Annotated in this window: 4 protein-coding genes; all 4 read left to right on the forward strand. The window is 70.9% G+C overall.

The annotated features are described in order from the left end of the window. Positions 1 to 320 precede the first annotated feature (320 nt). Positions 321 to 1,598: a sulfite oxidase gene (locus ACX28W_RS33905; RefSeq protein WP_459003830.1), complete on the forward strand. Its 1,278-nt coding sequence runs from the start codon at positions 321 to 323 to the stop codon at positions 1,596 to 1,598. Between the two features lie 846 nt (positions 1,599 to 2,444). Continuing rightward, positions 2,445 to 2,957 carry a hypothetical protein gene (locus ACX28W_RS33910; protein WP_459003831.1) on the forward strand — a complete coding sequence of 171 codons (513 nt, stop codon included), beginning with the start codon at positions 2,445 to 2,447 and terminating at the stop codon, positions 2,955 to 2,957. Between the two features lie 104 nt (positions 2,958 to 3,061). After that, entirely contained in the window at positions 3,062 to 5,020 is a 1,959-nt protein-coding gene (locus tag ACX28W_RS33915) for a glycoside hydrolase family 127 protein (RefSeq protein ID WP_459003832.1), read from the forward strand. 587 nt (positions 5,021 to 5,607) lie between these two features. Continuing rightward, the coding region (locus ACX28W_RS33920) for an Ig-like domain repeat protein (RefSeq protein WP_459003833.1) at positions 5,608 to 6,852 on the forward strand (1,245 nt) is incomplete at its 3' end.

Consider the following 6,852-nt stretch of genomic DNA (forward strand, 5'->3'; position numbering starts at 1 on the left):
GGGATACCGACTGGCCCGATTCCAGGGCGAGTTGGACCCCTGGCTTGTACGATGGCCCCATGATTCTCGGCAACCACCGCTCCGCCCCGCGGTCCCGCGCGCTGCTGTCGCGCGGTTGTTGTCGCTGATCCCTGCCATGGACGCGGTACGCGTCACGGCCGCCGCGTCCCGCCGACGATGACGTAGTCGCCGTTCGGCGCCAGGGTCCGCCGTTCAAGGCGCCATCGGACACCCGTCCCCCTCGTACGTCCCCATCACCGTGCCCTGCGTGCGTTCGCGCCGGCCCCGCCTCCGCCACGCCCTCCGAAAGGCAGGCCCCCATGCCCCACCCCGAATCCACCTACGACCGCCGCAGACTCCGCCAGTGGCTGGCGGGCGAGGCCCGTGCCGACGGAGTCGCCCGGCGCGACCTGCTCAGACTGCTCGCAGCGGCAGGCCTCACGGCGGCCGCGCCCACCGCCCTCGCCACCCCACCGGCCGTGGCCGCCCCCGGAACAACCGCCACCGCGACCGCTCCCGGCATCGTGAAGCCCCTCCCCGACGACTGGTTCACCATCCGGGGCACCAACGCCGAGACCAAGTTCCCGTCCCTGGCCGGCACCGGCTACCACACCCCCGTGGACCACTTCTTCGTACGGAACCACACCGCCACCCCGGTCCTGGACGCCGAGACCTGGAAACTGACCGTATGGGGAGACGGCCTCGCCCACCCGGAACCCGTCGAGTTCACGCTCGACGAGCTGAAGCGGCTCCCGGCCACCAGCCGCACCGCGTTCGTCGAGTGCGCGGGCAACGGCCGCAGCTTCTTCACGACCCAGCAGGGCCAGACGGTCAGCGGCACGGCATGGACGCTCGGCGCGATCGGCACGGCCCACTGGAAGGGCGTACGGCTCGCCGAAGTGCTGCGCCGGGCCGGGCTCACGCAGCGCGCGGTGGACGTGCTGCCCCGCGGCCTCGACGCCGAGTACATCACCGCGGACGGCACGAACCTCGGTCGCGTCCGCCGTCCGCTGCCCCTGTCGAAGGCGTTGGACGACGTGCTGCTCGCGTACGAGATGAACGGCGAGCCGCTGCCCGCGGACCACGGCCACCCGGTGCGCGTGCTCGTGCCCGGCTGGGTGGGCATCGCCTCGATCAAGTGGGTCGGCGACATCGAGGTCGCGGCCCAGCCCCTCTACTCGCCCTGGAACACCGACTTCTACCGGCTTTTCGGCGACGCGTACCCCGACGGCGGCAGCGCGCCCCTCACCCACCAGACCCTCAAGAGCGCCTTCGAGCTCGCCTGGAACGCGGATCTCCCGGCCGCCACGGACCAGCGACTCACCGGCCGCTCCTGGTCGGGCGCCGGGGGCGTCGTCCGCGTCGATGTGAGCACCGACGGCGGCACCACCTGGCGCCGGGCCCGGTTGCACGACGCCCCGCTCCGGGCGGGCTGGGTCCGCTGGTCCACCGACTGGCGTCCGACGACTCCGGGCACGTACACCCTGCTGGCCCGCGCCACCGATACGACGGGCCGCAGCCAGCCGGAGACGACCGTCCCCAACACCCAGGGCTATCTCTTCGACGCGGTGGTCCGTCACCCCGTGCAGGTGGTCTGACCACGTACGCGCACATGTGGAGGCGTGCTCGACGCTCCCCGTTCCGTCCCAGGCGGCGCGGATGCGTGGTGGGGCTGTACTGGGCGCCCTGCAGCTCGTTGGTATGCCTTTCGACGTACGGGCAGGTAGTGGCGGTGGACCATCAATGATGCGCGGGATCGCCGGGTTTGCCGACCGGCGATCCCGCGCCATGTTGCTCCGCTTCGAAGCGGCAGGGATCGGTCGCCAGCGGTGCGTAGTCGTGCGTTGCGGGCTGGAACTTCCGCGTGGACGTCTTTGACCCGTTCCGACGAGGTCACGTCCCCTGTCGTGGTGTAGCCGATCACGGACTGTCGCCCCCGGTCCCGGGCCCAGCGGGCATGTCCGCAATGGAGCGCCAGGCAGTCATCGCCGGTCCCGGCTCCACAACCCCCGACAGGGCCACCGGCAAAGGCGATCAGGGCCTCGACCTGGGTGTTCCGCTTGCTTGATCGGCTACATGGGAGGCACGCGACAAGGGCGCTGTGCTTCACCCAGGCCGTGCATCTTCCGGCAACTCAGGTGGGGCTCGGACTCGGCATCGCCGGATTCGTATCGCTCGCCGTCGGCCATCGCGCGGACAGGCCCGGAGCACGCGGCGTCTACGCGCCCCCCTGGTCGGCCTGCGAGCGCCCTTGGACCCCGGTCTGCACTCGCTGCTGCGAGTTCTGAACTCGCGACCCCTTCGTCCCGAATGAGGTTCGGTCACTGATCTTGCCAGGCCGGAGCGCATCGACCGGTCGTCATCGGACCGCCCGTGGACCGTGTCGCTGCGCGTCCCCGCGTGGACGGCGGGCGCCACCGCGTGGCTGGTCGGTGGCCCCGGGCATGACCGAGGTGACCCGGGGTTTCCGGCCCGGTGACGAGATCCGGCTCGAACTGCCCGTACGGCCGCGCCGGATCCGGGCCGACCCGCGCGTCGACGCCGTCCGCGGCACCGTGGCCGTCCAGCGCGGGCCGCTGGTGTACTGCGCCGAGTCCGTGGACCTGCCGGACGGACACGAGGTCGACGTGATTCGGGTGGACCTGTCCGTTGCGCCGGAGGACGGGCCGGACGGCACTGTGGTCACCGCTGGGCAGATCACCGCGTACGACGTACAGCGCGACGAGACCTGGCCGTACCGGCCGCTCGACAGGGCCGCCGTCCCGCCGTCCGCCGACCGCACGGGGATCGACCTGGTCCCCTACCACTCCTGGGCGAACCGCGGGCCTTCGACGGTGCGGGTGTGGCTGCCGGCCGTGGATCCGGACGAGTACGCCGGGCCGGGCACCTTCGAGGTGAAGGGAAGCGTGGCAGGGAGCAGCCATCGCGCCATGACCACGGTGACCGCTGCCCCATGACCACGCGGTCGCCTTACCACCGCCCATACCCGCTGATGACCGATGACCGATGACCGACGATCGGAGTCCGCGCATGTCCCAACCCCCCCACCCGCCGCCGTCTGTTGAGACTCGCCGCCAGGACCGCGGCCGCGGCCCCGCTCGCGTACGCCACCCCCTCGGCGCACGCCGACGCGACCGGCCCGGTCCCGCCCGCGGTGCCCGTCCGGGCCGCCGCGGCTCCGGTGCCCACCCCGCCCACCTGGGCCGTACGCCCCTTCTCCCTGGACCAAGTGACCCTCGGCGACGGCGTCTTCCGCCGCAAGCGCGACCTGATGCTCGACTACGCCAGGGCGTACCCGGCCGACCGCATCCTGGCGGTCTTCCGGGCCAACGCCGGGCTCGACACCCGTGGTGCCCGGCCGCCCGGCGGCTGGGAGACTTCCGACGGCAACCTGCGCGGCCACTACGGCGGCCACTTCCTCACCCTCGTCGCCCAGGCGTACGCCGACACGCAGGAGTCCGCGCTCAAGGCCAAGCTGGACTACCTGGTCGGAGCGCTCGGCGAGTGTCAGCAGGCCCTGGCGGAGCACGGATCGCCGAGGCCCAGCCACCCCGGCTACCTGGCGGCGTATCCGGAGACTCAGTTCATCCTGCTGGAAAGCTACACGACGTACCCCACCATCTGGGCGCCGTACTACACCTGCCACAAGATCATGCGCGGTCTCCTCGACGCGCACACCCTCGCCGGGAACGGGCAGGCCCTGGAGATCGCCTCGAAGATGGGCGACTGGGTGCACAGCAGGCTCGGCCCCCTACCGAAGGCGCAGCTGGAGCGGATGTGGTCGATCTACATCGCAGGCGAGTACGGCGGGATGAACGAGGTGTTGGCGGACCTGTACGCCCTCACGCGCAACTTCTGGGGCATAGTCGCAGGCCCCCGGATGTACAGCCTGGGCGGTACGGGTCAGGGCGAGATGTTCCGCGCCAGGGGCGCCATCGCGGCCACCCTCGACGACAACAACGCCGAGACCTGCGCGACGTACCACATGCTCAAGCTGAGCCGGCAGTTGTTCTTCCACGAGCAGGACCCCGGCTACATGGACTACTACGAGCGGGGCCTGACCAACCACATCCTCGCCTCCCGCCGGGACGCCCCCAGCACGGACAGCCCGGAGGTCACCTACTTCGTCGGGATGGGCCCAGGAGCGCAGCGCGAGTACGACAACACCGGCACCTGCTGCGGCGGCACCGGCATGGAGAACCACACCAAGTACCAGGACTCGGTCTACTTCTGCTCCGCCGACGGCAACGCCCTGTACGTCAACCTCTACCTCGCCTCGACACTGCGGTGGCCGGAGCGGGGCTTCGTCATCGAGCAGACGAGCGAGTACCCGGCTGACGGCGTACGCACCCTGACGATCCGTGAGGGCAGCGGCAGACTCGACGTGAGACTCCGCGTTCCGTCCTGGGCCACGGGAGGGTTCACCGTCACGGTCAACGGGGTCCGGCAACGGGCCGAGGCGGTGCCCGGCGGCTACCTCACCCTGAGCAGAAGCTGGCAGCGCGGCGACCGGATTCGGATCTCCACTCCCTACCACCTTCGCATCGAAAGGGCCCTGGACGACCCCGCCGTCCAGTCGGTGTTCTACGGGCCGGTCCTGCTGGTCGCTCGGAGCCAGGAACCGCAATTCCGTGCGTTCTCCTTCTACAAGGACTTCACGCTCCGGGGCGATCTCGCCGACTCGATCCAACCCGAGGACCGCCCGATGCACTTCATCACGCACGGCCTGCCTCTCGCACCGTTCCACGTCGCGGACGACACCCCCTACCACGCCTACTTCAAGCGCTCGGACCCCGTCGTCGTGTTCGGTACGACCGACTCGGGTGTGCCCAACCGCGCCCGCGGTGACGGTCTGACCTTCCTCGATGTGCTCTGGGAGCAGGCCCCCTTCGCCACCTCCGGCCGCTTCGTGGGAGCGGTACGCGCCCTCGCGGACGGATGGCTGTCCGAGGTACTGTTCACGCGCACCGAGCGGGATCGCGTCGTCGCGGCCGCGGGCCGCGCGGACCTGAGACGCTGAGGACAGCACCGATCTCCACCACGACGGAGAAGGCCGACGCCACCTTCTGCACCGGCTACTGACAGGTACTAACGGCTCAGGCCGGCGACGAACCAGCCCCTCGGCGGACACCGCCCCCTGGAACACGCGGGTTGCGTGTCGGCTCTCCCGGCACGCAACCCGATCCCGGCCGCTCGCCGCGAGCGCTGCCATATTCCCACCAGGGGCGGCCACATGGAGAAGTGGCGCGATTCTTCAGCCAGCCGCGGCAGTTCCTGAACCGGCGCGTTCTTTCTGCCTCCGTCTGACTGCCCGGCGCACAGCGATCGTTGCACGCCGGTGTCGTAGGCGGTTTCCGCGCTGCTCACGGCTTGTGCGCTCCGCTGTTCGGGTTGTGCGCTCCGCTGTTCGGGGGATTCGGGCGTCACTGTTCTGGCATGGCGGAACCGGCCGGGAGCGTACTGGTGGGACCTACCGGAGTCGCCCAACTCCCTGCCGAGGGACGGCGGTGTGCGGTGCCCAGCATCCGTCGCCGCCGGTAGCGGCCCCTGGCAGTGGGGGACGAGAGGCGGCCCCGGCCAACCCAGACTCCTGCGGAGGGCCGATCCATGCCTGCAACCTTAACCTTAGTCACCACCTCGCCGAATCCTTCGGTCGTCGGTCAGCCGGTGACGCTGACCGCGACCGTCATCCCGCTCGGGGCGGGGACTCCGACGGGGACGGTCACCTTCGCCGTCAGCGGCGGGCCGACCGTGACGGTGCCCCTCGTGGGCGGTACCGCGACAGCGACGGTCAGCAACCTGCCCGTCGGAAGCCTCCCGGTCACCGCCACCTACAGCGGTGACGCCAACTTCACCCCGTCGACGGGTACCGGGGTCCAGGTGGTCCTCAAGGCGTCCACCCAGACGACGGTGACCTCCGCACCGGATCCGTCGACCTTCGGCCAGGCGGTGACGATCACGGCGACGGTGGCGCCGGTCGCGCCGGGGACGGGCACGCCGACGGGCACTGTCACCTTCGTCATCAGCGGGGGGCCGACCCAGACGGCGCCGCTGGTGGGGGGAACGGCGACGGTCACCACGAACGTGTTGAGCGTCGGCCCGCACACCATCACCGCGATCTACGGCGGGGATGCCAACTATCTGCCGTCGTCAGGGACGGACACGCACACGGTGCAGGACAAGGCGGCCACCACGACGACGGTGACCTCCTCGCCGGATCCGTCGGTGGTGGGGCAGTCGGTGAGCTTCACCGCCACCGTGGCGCCGGTGCCCCCCGGGCTGGGCACGCCCACAGGAACGGTGACCTTCACCTTCGGCGACGGGTCGCCGCCGGTGACGGTTCCCCTGGCGGGAGGTGCGGCCACGGTCAACCACACCTACACCAGCGTCACCGGCAGCCCGTACACGGTCACCGCGACCTACAGCGGGGACGCCAACCTCAAACCCTCCACGGGCACGGACACCCAGACCGTGCTGCCGGCGGTGACGACCACGACGGTGGCTTCGTCGCCGGATCCGTCGGTGGTGGGGCAGCCGGTGAGCTTCACCGCCACCGTGGCGCCGGTGGCGCCGGGTGCGGGCACGCCGACGGGCACGGTCACGTTCACCTTCGGGGACGGGTCGGCGCCGGTGACGGTGCCGCTGGCCGGTGGCACTGCCACAACCACGCACGCCTACACCACCACCACGGGCAGCCCGTTCACGGTGACGGCCACCTACAGCGGCACCGCGAGCTTCGTCACGTCGTCGGGCACGGACACCCAGACCGTGCTGCCGGCGGTGACGACCACGACGGTGGCTTCGTCGCCGGATCCGTCGGTGGTGGGGCAGTCGGTGAGTTTCACGGCGACG

It is taken from the genome of Streptomyces sp. SD15, assembly GCF_054462255.1.